A 16036-nucleotide genomic window follows, 5' to 3' on the forward strand; every position below is an offset into this window, starting at 1 on the left:
ACGTGACATTAACACCAACAAAATAGGCATAAACACCAAGCCAACCGTCACTTTGACTGAATTATTAAAATTATTTTTACATCCTATAATTATTAACTTAGTGAAAACAGAGGAATTACTCATGCTTTAATGCTAGTTTTTATTTAAAATATTATACTCTACGCACAACTGTCAGTATTGATAAACCAACAAAACTAATGACTATTTTAATAATAAAAAGGAGTGTGCAAGCTCCTACCGTAGCCCTTATCACTACTGCGTTAATCATATTGATTAGCGTATCGCTTTCTCACTACTTCCTCACTCCTGTGGATAGGCTACCTACCATCAAGCCTTTAGAATTCGAAAGTGAGAATGTGCAGCCACCAATTAATAAGAATACTCGTAGGCAAAAAATCACTATCGGTGTTGTTGAATACTCTTTTGTCGCTTCATTATTAAAATCAGGAGTGAGTCAAAAAGAGATCAACTTGCTATTAGCACATATCAAAAGCAAGTTTAATATTATTGACTCTATTAAAAGAGGTGATAACTTTATCTTAAGAACTAAATTAAATAGTAAAAACGAAACTTACATTAGTTCTTTTTACTATTTAGGCAGTAAAACTGATTTATTTATTATCAATGATGGTCACGGTAACGTATTTGATGAGCATGGTGTGTCGATAAATAATCAGTTCATGTTTTCTTCACCCTTTGATAAAAACTACAGAGTGAGCTCTGACTATGACTTAAAGCGAACACATCCAGTGACCAATATAACGACTCCGCACTTAGGCACTGATTATGCCACACCTGTAGGTACACCGATTCGTAGTATTGCTGATGGCATCGTTTTAAAGTCCCGCTACAACCGTTTTGCCGGCAACTACATTAATATCCGCCACACAAATGGCTCTGTATCACGCTACCTACACTTATCTCAGCGCAACGTCCATGTTGGTGAGAAGATCAGCCGAGGACAAGTGATAGGGAAAACGGGTAACACAGGAAGAACAACAGGGCCGCATTTACACCTTGAACTGCACATCAATGGTATTCCAATTGATTACGAGCGATACATTCAAAGGCACCCAAACGCTGACGTAAATATAGAAATGCTGATTGCAGCGAGAAAAGAAAAAGCAGAGTTAACAGCGGAATGGCAACGGTATGAGCAGTCAAATAGGTAACAACAGTCACTTCGATTCGTGTATTCTTCCTACTGCCATTTATCCGCAACTACAGTAGACCATAACTTTGCTCTAAATCACATAAAACCTTTTCAAATAAGCGACTTTTACTGAAATTACATGTGGTCAATAAAAAATGATAATTTATCGATTTTACTGAAATAACCCAAGCATGTTCATACGCATGATGTTTTCTTGGATTTCTGAATCGTGCAAGTTACAGGTTGAGCACTTCTCTTTGCCTTCAATTTTGTATTTCAGACAGCACGTTTCTCTTCTCACGTAGAGCTTTTGAAAGCCATTAAAGATCACCTTTTTCACTGCGTTTAATTCACCGCCTTTTGGTGTAACCGCGTTAAATAGGTTTTGCTGCCACTTTGATGCCGCTTGCACATCTAGATCTAACGTGTCATTGGCCAATGGTTGATGCGCAAGTTTAGAAAATGCTAAATCACACGCGTACAAGGCATTCCCCCAAAACACTTTCGGGCTGACTTTCTGCTTTTTGTACAACGGCACCAATGGTTCTGAGAGCGTCTTAATGACTTGCGCGAGTTTCTCATCTAACGCCAGTTCCGATTCCACTTGCATCGCTTCGTTGTCACTTTCAAGAGAAAAGAAAAGTGTTGCACTCGACACTTCAATGCTTGCGACACGATGGTCTTCACCAATGGTCAGATACAGGTCATCGAGTGTTAATTGCAGCACACGATCAAATACTACCCGATGACCGACCAGCGACGTCAGCAAAATCGCGTTAAACACTTTCTGCCAGATCGGTACGGCAAATGGCAGCTTTGCCTCAATAGAGTTTGCGTAATCTTGCACAACAGCAGGAAACTCACGCTCAAACCATTCACTGGCTTTGATGCCTTTCGGCTGTTCAACAAAGCGCAAGCGGAAGAAAGGTTCATGTCGATTCAATAGGGCTTGCTGCTCTGCGATAGTCAGCGTTTTAACATTCTCAGGCAAAGCCACTAAAGTACGAAACTGATTAAACAGGTTTTCCATTAACGCACTTCCTCACGAACATAAGCTTTTGGTAAACAGTAAACGTAGCCATCAATGACTTCCATTTTTCCTTCCACTTTAAACACCGATTCAAGGGTCGATTCAGTGAGCACATCCAAAGGCGCTCCCTGTTTTAAGATCTGACCTTTTTTCATTAGTACCAGTTCATCGCAGAACTGCGCAGCTTGGCTCAGTTCATGCAGAACATAAACGATGGTTAAGTTGCGTTCCTTGTTCAACTTATCGAGTACTTCGAGTAACTCGAGTTGGTGACCTAAATCGAGATAACTGGTTGGTTCATCTAGCAATAACCACTGTGCTTCTTGCGCCAAACACATCGCCAGCCAAACGCGCTGACGCTCACCACCCGACAACGTGCTAACCACACGCTTTTCGTAGCCAGCCAACCCGACAGAAGCAAGTGATTCAGTAATCACTTCTTGGTCACGCTCGCTGTTGCCCTGATACCACTTGCGATGAGCAACACGACCAAGCGCAACAAGTTGCTCGACCAATACGCCCTCTGGTGCCGTAGGATGTTGAGGCAGAATCGCAATGTGTTTAGCGAGATCTTTAAGCTTCCATTGGTTAAGCGCTTTGCCTTTAAAAGTCACGTCGCCTTTTTTCGCTTTGATCGCACCGGTTAAGGTCTTCATCAGCGTACTTTTACCGCACCCATTTGGACCAATGAACGCCGTTACCTTACCTTCTTGAAGACGGATGTTCACATCGTTCAAGATCATCGTATCGTTGTAGCCTGAGGTGAGCGATTGCCCTTCAAGCCCTTTTGAAGATAGGGTCATTATGAATGTTTCCTTAACAAGAAGAGGAAAAATGGCACACCAAGCAGTGCGGTAATCACGCCCGCTGGAATTTCGGTTGGGAACAGTAAGTGTTTGGCTAAAACATCCGAAAGAGCGAGGAAGCCAGCGCCGAAAATCAAAGTCGTAAACATGGTTCGCAAAGGATCATTCGCACTGAGCAAACGTGCAATGTGCGGAATCACCAATCCCACAAAACCAGTTGGCCCAACAGCTGAAACGGCGGGCGCAGTAATAAATACCGTACCTAACACAATCCCCAAACGCAGCAGATCACCATTGATACCAATACCACGCAAAATCGCGTCATCGTAGCGTACCCATTTCAATGGCAAATACACCAAAGCGATGAACGCTAAACAGGCCAAGAACCAAGGCAAAAGATAACTCACTTGCTCCCAACCTCGGCCATACATGCCACCTGCCATCCATTGCAATGCGATGTCGGTTTTACCCTGACCAATAGTGAAGATCAGCGCCGAACTCAATGCGCCAAGAATCGCCGTGATCGCCACACCTGTGAGTAGAGTTAGACTGGTATTTCCGATTCGGCTCACGATCAAAACAGGAATCGCACTGAGCAAACCACCCGCCATTGAAAACAGCAGCAATGCGCTTTCTGTGGTGATATTCCAATTAAACCAAGCGGGCAACAAAATCGCACAAACGGCACCAAGAGAAGCACCAGCGTTCACACCTAAAATACCGCTGTCTGCCAACGGGTTTTTAAGGGTGGTTTGCAGCAATAAGCCTGAAACTGCCAGCATCATACCCGCCATTATCGCCAGCAAAAATCTTGGTAAGGTTAGCGACCAAAATGGGTGATAAGTACCATGAGTAATAAACAGCTCGCCTACTTGTCTAAGCTCTGAGTTAGAGGCGATAAACAGCGCAGGAGCGAACACCAGCAAAGCCAAGCAAGGGAATAAGAAACGTGTTTTCATTAATTCCCTCTCAGCTTACGGACAATCAACATAAGAAACCAAGGCGCACCTAATGTCGCGGTAATGACGCCAATAGGAATTTCCAGCGGCATAAGCAGGGTTCGAGAAAGGAGATCCGCTGCGGTGACGAGTGCCGCACCAATAACAGCTGCGCCGCCAAGCCCCAATCCCATCATGCGTGCGAGATGAGGGGCAACAAGGCCAACAAAACCAACAGGACCAAATGCACCAACCGCAACCGCAGTAAGCACAACAGAAACAAAACCAAACGCCAATCTATAACGGTTAATTGCGATACCTAGACCACGAGCAACCGTGTCATCCAGCAGTAAGTAACCACGCTGTCGATGTGTAACCGCAAGCAAGATAAACGCCGGAATGACGGTGTAGATAAGCGGCGTAAACACCGACCAATTCGCGCCCGCGTTACTGCCCGTTAACCAGAAAAACAGTGACTCACTGTCTACACGATCCGACAGCAGAATGTAGGTCACCGCAGCTTGGCAAAATGCACTCACAGAAATGCCAGCTAACGCCAACCGCGCTGGTGTGACGCCCTGTTTCCAACTGATGGATAAGGTAATGGCACCGCCAAGCAATCCCCCCACAATCCCCCAAAACAAAGTTGGCAATGGCAGCAAGAACATGGTCGCCGTCAACACGCTAAGCGCTGCGCCAGACATAACACCAGTCAGGTTTGGAGACGCTAACGGGTTGCGAACGATGTCTTGCATGAGCGAGCCTGATACCGCCAACGCCGCCCCACCAAAGAGTGCGATTAAGGTACGAGGTAAACGCAATTCCCAAAACACTAAAGATGCTTGGCTGCTTGAATCAGAAATCAAAAACGCCATGATTTGCAGCGCATCAAAACGGTAAATCCCACTCGACAAAGACGCATAAACCACTGCTAGCAGCAAAACCGTCGTCAAGCTGCGAACCATCACCGCACTTGGTTTGGTTACCCTAAGAGCATGAGCCATTGATCACCTCATAAACTCGTTCAACAGAAGGCGCTGGGAAAAGATCGGGATACACTTTGTGGGCGATATCCATCGCGACCCAAATTCGTGAAAGTGGCCCTTCTGGCTCTCGCCATGTCATATCAACCAAGTAAACTCGATTGTTCTTCACCGCTTTTAAGCTCTGCCAAATTTTCGATTCGGTAAATTGTGGCTCGGCGTTCTGGTACATGAAAATCACATCTGGATCGAGTTTCACCAACCACTCAAGACCCACTTGCCCAGAAAACGGCGTTTTCGTCGCGTACGGCGAGTCACCATTCGCACTTCGGATATTCAATTTTTCCATAAGAGCCACGGACATAAAGTGTGAGTAGTATGCTCGCGGAGTGACGCCTGCGCTTGTCAGAAATAGGCCAGAAAGCTGTCTTTTACCAAGCTTTGATTGCATCTCATTAAGAAAACCCTGAAAACACATATTTAGTGCATTGCCCTGCCCTTCTCGCCCTATTGCCATGCTTGCACGCTCTACCGCAGAAAAACTGTCTTCTAACGTAATCAAATCAAAGCCTAGAGGCGGTGCAATTTCGACGAAACGCTGATAATAAGGCTCTAACATTCGCCCCAATCCAACGACCAAATCGGGCTTCACATCGTACAAAGCTTCAAAGCTGGTTCTTGAGCGATTACCAAGACTTGGCACGTCATTTAAAGCGGAAAGATAAGGAGGAAATCCACCAGGGTAATCAGACACGCCAACAGGCGTCTCACCCATTGCTAATACTAGCTCCGCGCCAAAGGTAGATACGCTTGCAACACGCGGGAAATGAGTCACATTTGATGTTGAAATTGTATGATCTAGATCATCGACGACCGATGCGTTCAAGCCACTTGCATAAGAAAGCTGAATAGACAGCATTTGGCTAATTATTGAAATGATAACGACTGCTGTAAAATTGCCCATTAAATTACAAATGATAATTATTGATATTTACATTACTTCTTTGCGTGCTAGACTACCACGTAATTACAAAGTGCTCAATAATCGCTAGCTAAATCAATTTATTAACAAGTTTACAAAAGACAACTTTTAGTTGCAGGAAGTTATGAAACTCAAACTATCTAAGCTAAATATTGCAGTGGTAAGTGCAATTACTCTTTCACCTTTCGGCGTTTCAGCGGAAAGTAACGACCAAGTCCAAGCAATGGAAACAATGGTTGTTACCGCAAGCCGTTCTCAACAGCTGCTTAACGACGTTCCTCGCTCTGTGACCGTTATCGACCAAGCACAACTTCAATCTCAATTGAACCAAAGCCGCAGCATCAACGATGTGCTTTCAACCTTGGTTCCAGGTATGGGGACTTCTGTTCACGGTAACCTGAGCAGCAAAGGTCAAAACCAAATCCGTGGTCGTCGCGTTTTGCTATTGATTGACGGTGTTGCACAAAACAACAGCTTCCTAGATTTTGGCCAAGAGTTGTCGGCGATAGATCCACAAAATGTTGAACGTATCGAAGTTATCCGTGGTGGTTCTGCGGTTTACGGCCTTGGTGCGCAGGGCGGTATCATCAACGTGATCACAAAAATGCCAAAAGAAGGCGCAGTAGAATACCGCACTAAAGTTGGCACAAGCTTCCAAGAGTTTGGTAGCGATGCGTTCACTTGGAACGTGTACCAAGAAGCGACAGGCGGTGATGAGAAAGACCAATGGCGTCTGGGTCTGGGTTACGAGCAACGTGGTGGCAGCTACGATGCTAACGATGACCGCCTACCTTCGGTAAACAACGAAGATGACATGGACAACCTAAACGTAAACGGCGTTTGGAACCATAACATCGACGAAGATCGTTCGCTTACTTTCACTTTCGGCGTTCGTAACATTACTGATAACGACGGCTGGTGTGCAGCGAATGGTGACGCAGCTAACGGCAAACCTGCAGAAGCGGTTCACTGTGGTTCAGGTTACAACAACGGCGTTGCAGGTAAAGATGGCGCGAAACCAAACGATGCAACACGCACGTTCGCTAACTACCAAGCACGTTACCAAGATCTGGGCTTTAGCCTAGGTATGCTAGATGTAACAGGTTACTGGATGACTCAAGACACTGAGACATTCACGCTTGCGATGAAAGACAAGAACCCAAATTCTCCAACCTTTGGTCAAACACTATACGGCCACAACGAGACAGATTTTGATCGTTTCGGCGTGAAAGCTAACATCTCTAGCCAAATTGATTGGGCATTCGTTACTTGGGGTATGGACGTTGAACAACAGTCGTTCAAACAGCCAAACAGCGTCGGTTTCTACAACAACACACCGGATGTAGAGCAATTTGCTATCGCACCATTCGCTCAGTTCATCACTGATGTAAGCGACAACACCGTTCTTTCTTACGGTATCCGTTACGAGTACGTACGTCTAAGCGTGGATGATTTCACTGTAGGTAACACGCACAACAACGCAGGTGACCAAGTTCAAGGCGGTGATCCGTACTTTGACGAGTTCCTATTCAACATTGGTGTGACACACGATCTGACCGACAACCACCAGCTGTTTGCGTCTTTCGCGCAAGGTATGTCAACGAACGAAGCACTACGTGACATTCGTTCTGGTAACAGCTCGACCGTTGAAGGTGCTATCAAGCCAATCACTACAGACAACTACGAAGTGGGTGTGCGCGGTTTCCTTGGTGAAGCAGACTACTCTCTTGCTGCGTTCTACAGCGAATCTGACCTAGGTTCGACACTGAACGTAAACGAAGCAGGCGATGCGCTAGAAAGTACTCGTGCACCAGAGAAAGTTTGGGGCGCGGAAGCAACGCTTGGTTACAGCATTCTTGCTAACCTTCGTACAGACAGCACCATCTCTTGGCAAGAAGGTGAGCGTAAGCTTAACGAAGACAGCGGCTGGGAACCACTAGACGGTACACGTATCGCACCACTGAAAGTAACGTCTGTTATCAGCTACGACACTTACGAATTCGGTCGCTACAACATGACGCTGGTTTACTCAGGCAACCGTGATAAAGAAGATGAAATCACTTCTGGCGCGAAATACGCAGTAGACAGCTACTTCGTTGCAAACGCGGTGTGGACTACGATCTTCCATTCGGTACGTTAAGCTTCGCTGTAGAAAACCTATTCAACGAAGACTACATGACGGCGTACGCGCAATCAGAGCGTAACAACTCACGTTACTACAACGCACCGGGTCGTCGCTTCCACTTGAACTACGAAGTGAAATACTAAACTTAAAACACAGAAAATGCGCTTAATCAGATTAAGCGCATGTCTTTCACTTCTACTGTTAAATTCGTGATTTATTACCTTAAAATTCAAATTAGTGCCGGGTACTAGCTTTGTTTCCTAAATCAGGCAACTAAATCTTCAACCCATGAGCTGAGCAGCTAAGTTCACTCATATACTTAGGCTAACAGCCAGCCTCGCTACAGAACAACCAATTGGAAACACAACAACCAAGCTTTAATCACCCGCTGTTAACAGACATTTTTAATTAAGAGACTGTTCAGCTATGGAAGCAAATCAAGCAAGGGAACCAACCTGGAAGACCTCGCCTATTTAATGACTTAGCGATTACGATGGCTCCTATGGTTAAGCATGTATTTTCATTGCCGCTTAGTTAAGTTTGAGAAATTACAATGCTCAAGTTGGAAAAACCTACGCCATGATAGAAGTGTTAAGCAAACTCACTTAGCTGGGTATTTCATCCTAAAGCAGATATAAAATAGCCCCTTCAAAAATGTCATAAACTTAAAAAGCAATAGACTTATGAAGAGGCAATATCAAATTATGGTTGCACCAAATATCAATATATGGTTGCTTTTACACTTGTTACATTCAGTCGATTTACTCTTTACCGAACACGTTGTTCTCTTGTTCTTGAACGCGGATGAATGTAGTACGCTTGGTTAGCTCTTTAAGCTTTGCTGCACCTACGTATGTACATGTTGAGCGAACGCCTCCAAGGATGTCTTGAATAGTGCCGTGAACGCTACCACGGTATGGCAATAATACGGTTTTACCTTCAGCCGCACGGTAGCCAGCGACACCACCTGAGTGCTTATCCATCGCGCTCTTCGACGACATGCCATAGAATTTCATGAACTTCTCGCCGTCTTTCTCGATCACTTCGCCGCCTGACTCTTCGTGACCCGCTAGCATCCCACCTAGCATTACGAAGTCCGCGCCACCACCGAATGCTTTCGCTACGTCACCCGCACAAGAACAGCCACCGTCACCGACGATCATGCCACCAAGGCCGTGCGCTGCATCACCACACTCGATGATTGCAGAAAGCTGCGGGTAACCAACACCCGTTTTTACACGAGTTGTACATACAGAGCCTGGGCCGATACCCACTTTAACGATGTCTGCACCAGCTAGGATTAGCTCTTCACACATATCACCAGTAACCACGTTGCCTGCAGAAATGACCTTGTCTGGGAACTCAGCTCGCACGCGTTCAACATACTCGACCAAATGCTCTGAGTAACCATTTGCAATGTCGATACAAATGAAAATAAATTCATCTGAAAGTGCCATGATGTCTTTGGTTTTTTGGAAGTCTGCGTCAGATGTCCCAGTAGACACCATAACGTTATTCATGGTTACTTTATCTGCTGATTTAGCAAACTCAGCCCAATCTTCTACCGTGTAATGTTTGTGAACAGCGGTCATTACACCATGCTCAGCCAGGGCTTTAGCCATTGCAAAGCTACCAACCGAATCCATGTTTGCTGCGATTACTGGCACACCAGACCATTGACGACCACTATGCTTGAATGTAAAATCGCGGGTTAAATTTACTTGAGAACGGCTCTTAAGGGTAGAACGTTTCGGGCGAAACAGTACATCTTTAAAACCTAACTTAAGTTCTTGTTCGATACGCATTGTGTAATTCCTTGATTCATATGTATATGTGTCATCTCAGAGTGCGTAGTGATTTCGTTGGCAGACGAGTTCACTGTTCTTCGGACACAAAAAAACCGGAGCGTTGGCAGACGCTCCGGTTTTCAGCATTATAGGCTGTGATTTATTTCCTACAAGTCTGATATTTGAATTTTTTTTGTGATACCATCTTGATAATCGCATATCAAAAACACTCCTCAAGTCGTTATTTTTTCTCATTATTTATAATTATCAACAACTTAAGAAAACGTTTAAGTTAACCTCTTGCGCAAACCTTTGCGTCATCCCTTTAAAATGAAAACGCATCACCTCTCAAATCTGCCTAAAACTCAATCACCTAATACTAAGATGCCCTGCTAATTCGAAAAAAGTACTCAAAAAAATCGACGAATTTTCTCAGCAATGCATGAAATCTAATTAAACTCGATAGAGCTCTTGGGTGATAGCGGTACGAAGAGTGCTAACGACATCACTTGCCAAAAGACCAATTTGACCATGCTGACTCACGTTTATATCGGCAGCATGACTGTGAAGTACCACACCTAAACGTGCGGCAACAGAAATTGGTAAACCTTTGGCTAGTAATGCACCAATGACTCCAGATAACACATCTCCCATTCCCCCCGTCGCCATTCCGGCGTTACCCGCTAGACAGACGTACATTCTCGTTCCATCGTAAACAAGCGTCCCCGCGCCTTTTAAAACCACTACACCGCCATAACGCTCTTGCAGTTGTCTTGCAGCAGAGTATCGGTCACTTTCTATTTGTTGAATGGTTACATTTAGTAGTCGAGCTGCCTCTCCAGGATGCGGCGTGATCACTCGATGGTTGTCGCACACCAGAGTGCCATCGCATCGCTGGCTCAGCATCGCTAGAATATTGAGGCCATCAGCATCAACAACTTTAGGTTTCTGCTCTTGAGCCAGATATTGATAGGCTTGATAAGCCCACTCATCATCTCCAAAGCCAGGACCAAACACGAATACGTCAGCCCAGCGAATGCGTTTAGTTAAGTCGTTCTCAGTATCCCTGAGTAAGTCAGCGGTGATGCTCTGGCTCATTACTTCTGGGCAACCAACCTGCAGTGGAATAATGCTACTCGTGTGAGTAATTGCGGCAGTTAAACCCGCTCCGGCTCTAATCGCAGCGGAGGAACATAAACGAATCGCTCCAGACATCCCTTGATTGCCACCAACACAAAGCAACTTCCCGTTGTCACCTTTATGGACCGTTGGATTTGGCTTGGGCATTAATCTTGAAACAACCTGATGATCAATACCTAATGCACTTTCTACTTCGATAGTATCAAACTTAGTATTGACGCCTAAACCACAAAAGTAGAGCTCGCCAACTCGATCTCTCGCTTGTCCAGTGCATAAGCCTTGCTTAACCCCAATGAAGGTTACAGTATGCTCGGCACGAATAGCATCACCTAAAACTGCACCTGTATTAGCACACAGACCAGAAGGAACGTCGACTGCAATCACAGGGGTATGAATTTGATTAATTTGGTCAATATAGCGACGATACTCCGAACGAACCTCACCGCTTAAACCAGTGCCTAACATGGCATCGATGATCACATCTGCTTCTAGCAATGCGGTATTCCATTCATCCCAATCATTGTTAACACCGTCGATTGACTGCCAGTCTTGGTATGCGCGCAAAGCATCACCTTTTAGCACAGATACATCACCAATTTGGAAAACATGTACATTGAGTTGAGCTTGTTTCGCAAGAGATGCAAATACGTAACCATCGCCACCGTTATTCCCTTTACCGCAAATCACTAAGATATTTTTTGATTTAGGATACAGATGTAAAAAGCGCTCATACACGGCCATACCAGCGCGTTGCATTAAGCTATACATAGAAACACCAGCCATTTGCGCAGCCAGCGTTTCACCGTTTTTTACTTGCTCTGCGGTGTAGAGTTTTAGAGCGAGATTAAAGTCCATATTCACGTTCTACGCATTGGGAAACACAATTATAAGTATACAAAAAAGCCAAGGCGGACCTTGGCTTTTGAGAAAGTTTTTTATCGCTATTGATTCTGAGACATCAGAGCTTCAGCCGTCGCGTCTTGTATAGACAAAAACAACGAGTTGATTTTTCCAGTCGGTGTGCGCATTGGGTTCAACGTAACATTCTGGTACATAAACTCCGCTTGCTGCGTAACTGGTCGAACATTGCGACAGCAGAATAAGTAAGGTCGTTGTCGCCATGTGATGAAGCTGCGACAGCCTAGGTCATACACTGGTTTTGTTTTTAATTTAAACCACTCCTGTGGGATTTCAGGGAAGATATCAAATATAGAACGACCTATCGCATCATGAGACTGCAAACCACTGTGATGAGTCATAAACCCATTCCAGACCTGTACATTGTAATCTCGATCAATGACCACTAAGCCCATGTCGACGTTTTGTACCATATCCACCATCCAATGGAATTGTTCAAACTCTGCTGGCATATTCAACATTAGAACTCCTCCATTAGATAAGACAGTTTGTTATCAAGCAGCGGCAAGGATTCATCCACAAACATAAACAACAAGTCACAACGAATCGACGTTCCTTCAATGTTGTAGCTCACTTCGAATGTCATCGTGCGGCTGAATGCTCCAGTTGTAGATTCAATGATCGAGTCAATTGAGATATGCTGACCAAGGAGTACTGGTGGACTTTGGAAGAATCGGACTTCAGACTGCTCGCCTAAACCATTTAAGAACGACCCCACCAAAATATTAGAAATATCCATTAGCAGCTCAAGCTCTTCTAGCTCTTCGCTGTCTGCTGGTACTTTCATCAACTTTTTGAGATCAGATACGCTTGAATCACTCAAAATCACTAGCGCTTCGCCAGCAATACCTTCGCCACAAAATCCCTGACAAACACCCGATACGTTGTCATGCGACGCCAAGTCGCGTAGGGCCATGTGAAGTTCGCTCACTTCAAAGATATTGACGTTCGGCAGCGGTAGTTGCACAAACACATCAAAGTGACGCGCCAACGCATCGGCTGCTCGACCAATTGAAACGTTAGCCACTTCCATGTAAATATCGCGACGACGTAAAATCGGTAACTCAATAGAGACAGGCGTGATAATTTGAGGACGAGGTTCTGGCTCGACCAACTCTTTAAGCGCCTTCTTGAGTTCATCTTTGGCGATCGGTTTTTGAATAAACGCTTTTGCACCCAGTGCGAACACGCGCTCTTTCGCTTTAGGTTGGATATCCCCCGACACCACAACCACCGGAGTTTTATCCCCTAACCGTTGCATGTGCTCTAGTGTTTCAAAGCCATCCATTTCTGGCATGGTCAAATCAAGAAACATCAATTTAAACTCGTTTTTTTCGAGTTCTTCTAGCGCGTTTTTTCCGTGGATAGCAAACGTAATATCGGCATTCAATGTGGCTGGTAGTGATCTCGCCATCTGTTTGCGTGCTAACGCTGAATCATCACAGATGAGTACGGGAAAAGACATTCAATCACCTTTTTATATTCCACAATCTGCGCCGGAGTCTAACAGATTGTTACAGCATGTAATACGAGAAAACTGACGAGTTTTTTATTTCTTTATTATTCAATAAGCATACGCAATATGAATGAATGAGTGAACAAAATGACTAAAAAGCAAGCATCACATTCGCTGTTTAGTGACATAAAACAAACATGGGTAAAACTCCTCCACCAAAAGTAAGCAAAAAGTTGCAGCTAACATCCAAAGCCCATTTTTGCTCGAATTTCATTCTTTCCATTTCCATAATGGGTAAACAGTAACGCGCTAAAACTAAAAAGGCACCCTGCTAGAGGATGCCTTTAATAACAATTTCATCGATAAGATATCAATTCTATGGCACACCATGACCTTTAGAAGCCACCCATACGCGATACCATTGCTCTCGAGTAAGTTCGATGTTCAATGCATTAACTGCAGTTTTCACACGCTCGATTTTACCAGAGCCAATGATTGGAATAGGGTTAGATGGCAAACGACGTACCCAAGCATAAATTACTTGGTCAATACTCGCTGCGCCAACTTCTTCACGAATTGCTTCTAATTCGTTACGGACACGAACAGCTTGCTCACTGTCACCACTAAAAATTGAACCACCACCGAGGCAAGACCAAGCCATTGGTCGCGTGCGCAACATTTGCATTTGTTCAAGCGTTCCATCGTGTGCAACCTCAAAGTTAAGTGGGTTGATTTCCACTTGGTTAGTAACCAACGGCTTACCTAAGCGAGATTGCAGCAGTTCAAACTGGCGTGGAGTGAAGTTAGACACGCCAAAGTGCTTCACTTTGCCGACTTTGTGAAGCTCAGAAAATGCTTCTGCAACCTCGTCTGCATCCATTAACACGTCAGGACGATGAATTAAAAGTACGTCGATTTCATCCACATTCAAACGTTCTAGCGAGTTATTCACCGATTGGTAGATATGTGCTGAGCTCGTGTCGTAGTGATTGATCTTACGCTCTGGCGTTTTATCGCCACACAAATTGATGTCGCATTTCGTCACGATCTGAATTTGCTCACGAACACTCTTGTCTAAAGCTAACGCTTCACCAAACAACGCCTCACACTCGTAATTACCGTAGATGTCGGCGTGATCGACTGTCGTAATGCCTAACTCAATGTGTTGCTTAAGAAATGACAAACGCTCTTGAGCCGTCATTCCCCACTCAACTGCACGCCAATATCCTTGAACCAGCTCTGAGAACTCTGGGCCTTTTGGTGCAGTTACTACTTTTGCAACCATGGGTTTTCTCCTTCAATTGATCTGCATTCATCGTAGTCTTGTTTTCGTACCGGCTCAACGGGTAAACTTTCGCAATTCGAACTGGAGTACGAAATATGTCTTTTGCCCAACGCCTAGCCACCCTGATCGGAGAAGAAAGCATCAGCGGGTTCGCTCGACGCGTCGATGTGTCTGAAGCTTTAATACGCAAATACCTTAAAGGCAGTGAACCTAGCCTAACCAAAGCAAATCAAATTGCAATGCGCGCCAATTGCTCTCTCGAATGGTTAGCAACGGGATGTGGTTATTTATATCGCCGTGCTGAAGTCGTGGATATGGATGCGTACAAACTTGCCTTTCAACACGTTATGAATCAGCCGTTGTCAGACGATGCAGAAGAGATACACCGCAAGCTAATTGCAGGCTATCAATACCTGCGCGCTCACAAAAAATCGGATGGTTTTTTGGATGAGTCTGCAATGGCGACCTTCCTATCTCTCCATAAAGAATCTAAAAACGAGTCACTTTGACCTCGATAATTTCGCCATCACTGCGCAATTGCACATTTAAGGACGGTGATGGCGTCAGAAACTCGTCCGGTTTTACCCAAAGCAAACTTCGAATCGTTTCTTGTGGATAGCGGTTCATCAACAAAACAACTTCTTTATCGACAAGTTCGGAAGATTTCTTTTCCAGAGCTTCAACGACATCATAGTGTTCTTGTCCGATAGTAACTCTGCGTAAAACTAACCCATCCTTTCTTAAGTTGAGAAGTAAGTCATTCAGACGCTGCCACTCGTATTCAGTGAGAAACGAGAACTGAGCACTTTCCCTTCTCAAAATCACTTCACCATACAAGTGCTGCTGGTAGTACGAAAAATCATCCAAACAAAATGCGCTGATAAACGTTGAGTTGTCTCGCAACTGCACTTCGCAACCATACCAGCTTCCACTTTTTTCTATACGTTCTTTTAAATTGGAATATGGCATTGCTGACAACGTGTCTTGCCACCAGCTCGGCGTTGAAAGTGCCGGAAACGTTACCGAACAACAACATAAAGAAAGTAAGAGTCGAAGATAAAAGCGCATGCACTGCTCTAGTTGGTTGACATCGAACCAAGACATTACTAACTGCAAGAAAATGTTCAAGAGAAAAATAGTGGCAGGTGGCGATGAAAGTTATGGTGATGAAAGTTATAACGCAGAAATTAAGAAGGCGCACATGTTCGTGCGCCTCTACCTCGTTACTCAATCGTGAGTGTGCGAATCGGCGATGTCTATTGATGCATCCCGAACATAAAACGAGGACTTACCGTAGGGTTTGAATCCATCCAAATTGTGTGTAAAACCTCACATCCCTCCTTCTGAAGCAGTCATGTTGCTTTACATTTAAAGCATGGTTCATTTTTCTCAAAAAACAAGTTTTTTATCCTAAATTATGAGAGCAATAGCAC

15 protein-coding genes are annotated in these 16036 nt (G+C 44.6%); 4 read left to right on the forward strand and 11 right to left on the reverse strand.

The window, feature by feature from the left end; translation table 11 throughout:
• The first annotated feature begins 197 nt into the window (after positions 1-197).
• The gene (locus tag R8N28_RS02620; protein ID WP_065275203.1) at positions 198-1172 is read left to right on the forward strand and encodes a peptidoglycan DD-metalloendopeptidase family protein; all 975 of its coding nucleotides are present in this window, start codon (positions 198-200) and stop codon (positions 1170-1172) included.
• 153 nt (positions 1173-1325) lie between these two features.
• Here the strand turns inward: R8N28_RS02620 and R8N28_RS02625 are convergent, their stop codons facing one another.
• From R8N28_RS02625 to R8N28_RS02645, 5 genes are read right to left on the reverse strand one after another with little or no spacing between them, the layout of a single operon-like run.
• Positions 1326-2183 carry a (2Fe-2S)-binding protein gene (locus R8N28_RS02625; RefSeq protein ID WP_065275202.1) on the reverse strand — a complete coding sequence of 286 codons (858 nt, stop codon included), beginning with the start codon at positions 2181-2183 and terminating at the stop codon, positions 1326-1328.
• Positions 2183-2986 carry an ABC transporter ATP-binding protein gene (locus R8N28_RS02630; protein WP_009705685.1) on the reverse strand — a complete coding sequence of 268 codons (804 nt, stop codon included), beginning with the start codon at positions 2984-2986 and terminating at the stop codon, positions 2183-2185. Before R8N28_RS02630 ends, R8N28_RS02625 begins: the two co-directional genes overlap by 1 nt.
• Positions 2986-3948, reverse strand: a complete 963-nt coding sequence (locus R8N28_RS02635; RefSeq protein ID WP_065275201.1) for a FecCD family ABC transporter permease — start codon at positions 3946-3948, stop codon at positions 2986-2988. The genes R8N28_RS02630 and R8N28_RS02635 overlap by 1 nt, the downstream gene beginning before the upstream one ends.
• On the reverse strand, positions 3948-4931 hold the full coding sequence (locus R8N28_RS02640) for a FecCD family ABC transporter permease (RefSeq protein ID WP_065275200.1): 984 nt from the start codon (positions 4929-4931) through the stop codon (positions 3948-3950). The genes R8N28_RS02635 and R8N28_RS02640 overlap by 1 nt, the downstream gene beginning before the upstream one ends.
• Positions 4915-5874, reverse strand: coding sequence for an ABC transporter substrate-binding protein (locus tag R8N28_RS02645; RefSeq protein WP_065275199.1), 960 nt, complete (start codon positions 5872-5874; stop codon positions 4915-4917). The genes R8N28_RS02640 and R8N28_RS02645 overlap by 17 nt, the downstream gene beginning before the upstream one ends.
• A 142-nt stretch (positions 5875-6016) precedes the next feature.
• On the opposite strand from R8N28_RS02645, the gene R8N28_RS02650 reads away from it, so the two are divergent.
• Both R8N28_RS02650 and R8N28_RS02655 read left to right on the forward strand, forming a co-directional pair.
• Positions 6017-8032, forward strand: coding sequence for a TonB-dependent receptor (locus tag R8N28_RS02650; RefSeq protein WP_318183317.1), 2016 nt, complete (start codon positions 6017-6019; stop codon positions 8030-8032).
• Entirely contained in the window at positions 8002-8160 is a 159-nt protein-coding gene (locus R8N28_RS02655; protein ID WP_318183318.1) for a hypothetical protein, read from the forward strand. The genes R8N28_RS02650 and R8N28_RS02655 overlap by 31 nt, the downstream gene beginning before the upstream one ends.
• Positions 8161-8778: 618 nt before the next feature.
• Here the strand turns inward: R8N28_RS02655 and R8N28_RS02660 are convergent.
• The 5 genes from R8N28_RS02660 to R8N28_RS02680 form a co-directional block, all read right to left on the reverse strand.
• Positions 8779-9822, reverse strand: coding sequence for a GMP reductase (locus R8N28_RS02660; RefSeq protein WP_005373458.1), 1044 nt, complete (start codon positions 9820-9822; stop codon positions 8779-8781).
• Between the two features lie 435 nt (positions 9823-10257).
• Positions 10258-11799: a bifunctional ADP-dependent NAD(P)H-hydrate dehydratase/NAD(P)H-hydrate epimerase gene (locus R8N28_RS02665; protein ID WP_065275197.1), complete on the reverse strand. Its 1542-nt coding sequence runs from the start codon at positions 11797-11799 to the stop codon at positions 10258-10260.
• Positions 11800-11885: 86 nt separating this feature from the next.
• The gene (locus tag R8N28_RS02670) at positions 11886-12323 is read right to left on the reverse strand and encodes a PAS domain-containing protein (RefSeq protein WP_005373463.1); all 438 of its coding nucleotides are present in this window, start codon (positions 12321-12323) and stop codon (positions 11886-11888) included.
• Positions 12323-13327 carry a response regulator gene (locus R8N28_RS02675; RefSeq protein WP_005373466.1) on the reverse strand — a complete coding sequence of 335 codons (1005 nt, stop codon included), beginning with the start codon at positions 13325-13327 and terminating at the stop codon, positions 12323-12325. The genes R8N28_RS02670 and R8N28_RS02675 overlap by 1 nt, the downstream gene beginning before the upstream one ends.
• Positions 13328-13694: 367 nt before the next feature.
• Positions 13695-14603 carry an aldo/keto reductase gene (locus tag R8N28_RS02680; protein WP_065275196.1) on the reverse strand — a complete coding sequence of 303 codons (909 nt, stop codon included), beginning with the start codon at positions 14601-14603 and terminating at the stop codon, positions 13695-13697.
• A 95-nt stretch (positions 14604-14698) separates the two neighbouring features.
• Here R8N28_RS02680 and R8N28_RS02685 point away from each other — a divergent pair, with 95 nt between their 5' ends.
• The gene (locus tag R8N28_RS02685; protein WP_005373470.1) at positions 14699-15112 is read left to right on the forward strand and encodes a helix-turn-helix domain-containing protein; all 414 of its coding nucleotides are present in this window, start codon (positions 14699-14701) and stop codon (positions 15110-15112) included.
• Here R8N28_RS02685 and R8N28_RS02690 read toward each other — a convergent pair.
• Entirely contained in the window at positions 15093-15707 is a 615-nt protein-coding gene (locus R8N28_RS02690) for a hypothetical protein (protein ID WP_080773711.1), read from the reverse strand. The two genes, R8N28_RS02685 and R8N28_RS02690, sit on opposite strands and share 20 nt — an antisense overlap.
• Positions 15708-16036: the final 329 nt, after the last annotated feature.

Source organism: Vibrio sp. Vb1554, assembly GCF_033344235.1.

Bases quoted from the DNA above. Each gene is read 5' to 3' on its own strand.
- R8N28_RS02620 (WP_065275203.1), top strand. From the start codon at position 198: ATGACTATTTTAATAATAAAAAGGAGTGTGCAAGCTCCTACCGTAGCC.
- R8N28_RS02690 (WP_080773711.1), bottom strand. From the start codon at position 15,707: ATGTCTTGGTTCGATGTCAACCAACTAGAGCAGTGCATGCGCTTTTAT.
- R8N28_RS02640 (WP_065275200.1), bottom strand. From the start codon at position 4,931: ATGGCTCATGCTCTTAGGGTAACCAAACCAAGTGCGGTGATGGTTCGC.
- R8N28_RS02670 (WP_005373463.1), bottom strand. From the start codon at position 12,323: ATGTTGAATATGCCAGCAGAGTTTGAACAATTCCATTGGATGGTGGAT.
- R8N28_RS02675 (WP_005373466.1), bottom strand. From the start codon at position 13,327: ATGTCTTTTCCCGTACTCATCTGTGATGATTCAGCGTTAGCACGCAAA.
- R8N28_RS02625 (WP_065275202.1), bottom strand. From the start codon at position 2,183: ATGGAAAACCTGTTTAATCAGTTTCGTACTTTAGTGGCTTTGCCTGAG.
- R8N28_RS02685 (WP_005373470.1), top strand. From the start codon at position 14,699: ATGTCTTTTGCCCAACGCCTAGCCACCCTGATCGGAGAAGAAAGCATC.
- R8N28_RS02630 (WP_009705685.1), bottom strand. From the start codon at position 2,986: ATGACCCTATCTTCAAAAGGGCTTGAAGGGCAATCGCTCACCTCAGGC.
- R8N28_RS02650 (WP_318183317.1), top strand. From the start codon at position 6,017: ATGAAACTCAAACTATCTAAGCTAAATATTGCAGTGGTAAGTGCAATT.
- R8N28_RS02680 (WP_065275196.1), bottom strand. From the start codon at position 14,603: ATGGTTGCAAAAGTAGTAACTGCACCAAAAGGCCCAGAGTTCTCAGAG.
- R8N28_RS02635 (WP_065275201.1), bottom strand. From the start codon at position 3,948: ATGAAAACACGTTTCTTATTCCCTTGCTTGGCTTTGCTGGTGTTCGCT.
- R8N28_RS02660 (WP_005373458.1), bottom strand. From the start codon at position 9,822: ATGCGTATCGAACAAGAACTTAAGTTAGGTTTTAAAGATGTACTGTTT.
- R8N28_RS02665 (WP_065275197.1), bottom strand. From the start codon at position 11,799: ATGGACTTTAATCTCGCTCTAAAACTCTACACCGCAGAGCAAGTAAAA.
- R8N28_RS02645 (WP_065275199.1), bottom strand. From the start codon at position 5,874: ATGGGCAATTTTACAGCAGTCGTTATCATTTCAATAATTAGCCAAATG.